Annotated in this window: 1 protein-coding gene; it reads right to left on the bottom strand. The window is 39.4% G+C overall.

The window, feature by feature from the left end:
• A partial coding sequence (locus ABD259_RS25645; protein ID WP_344165850.1) for a hypothetical protein occupies window positions 1-331 on the bottom strand: 331 nt, incomplete at its 3' end.
• Window positions 332-779 lie beyond the last annotated feature (448 nt).

The raw sequence follows: 779 nt of genomic DNA, 5'->3' as shown, positions 1-779 counted from the left end.
CAGAAACCTTGTATTTCCCATGAAACGTATCTTTAAAAACCGGATCGCCTAAATGAGCATGCCATAATTTGTTAGCTCTAGCATACTTCTCAATAGCTTCTTTGTTTTCGTAATGATCAGGCACTTTCCACGATGGCGATACTTTGCCAGTCCAAGCTGGATATCCTTTTAAAGGATCGCCAAAGAGATTGTATTTTTCAAAATGCTCAATGAAATCATCGATTTTATCGAGTGTTTTTGCAGAATATCTGGATGTGTAATAAAGGTTGAAGGTCTCAGAGAATGAGACAATATTCAATTGTGGATTTTGCGCGCCTGCTCCGCTGCCCATGCTCTTCTCTGCTCCCGACTTAGACCAGATGGCATTGTAACAGACTTCTCATTCGCTCTGGAAATCAACAGAGACAAGGATACGCCAAAAACCTCAATATCTTTAACAAGATCATGACGTTGTTCGGTTTTCATATCGCTAACTCCGTATCTAATTCAGGCAGGAAAAAATCTTTTCCTCGTTTTCAGAGTAGTGTTTTTTGGTTGCACAATAATGGCGCCAGTGTCACCCTATTCATATGAATATACCATATAATATATACTTTAAATATTTTGGGGCTTAGGAAAATCAATGACTTACTCCGTTAAGAATAAATGGAAAGCTGGCGGTTTGTCTCTTGGCTGGACAGCAGTGCCTACCGTATTGTTTTTTATACAAAACGAGAAAAAGCTAACTTCAGTGGCCTTTAACACACTACTTAACCTGATCGTTCACTGGTGGAGTTTGC

It is taken from the genome of Nocardiopsis rhodophaea, from assembly GCF_039530945.1.
Classification (GTDB): Bacteria; Actinomycetota; Actinomycetes; order Streptosporangiales; family Streptosporangiaceae; genus Nocardiopsis_C; species Nocardiopsis_C rhodophaea.
This window is presented reverse-complemented; position numbering and strand designations above follow the sequence as displayed.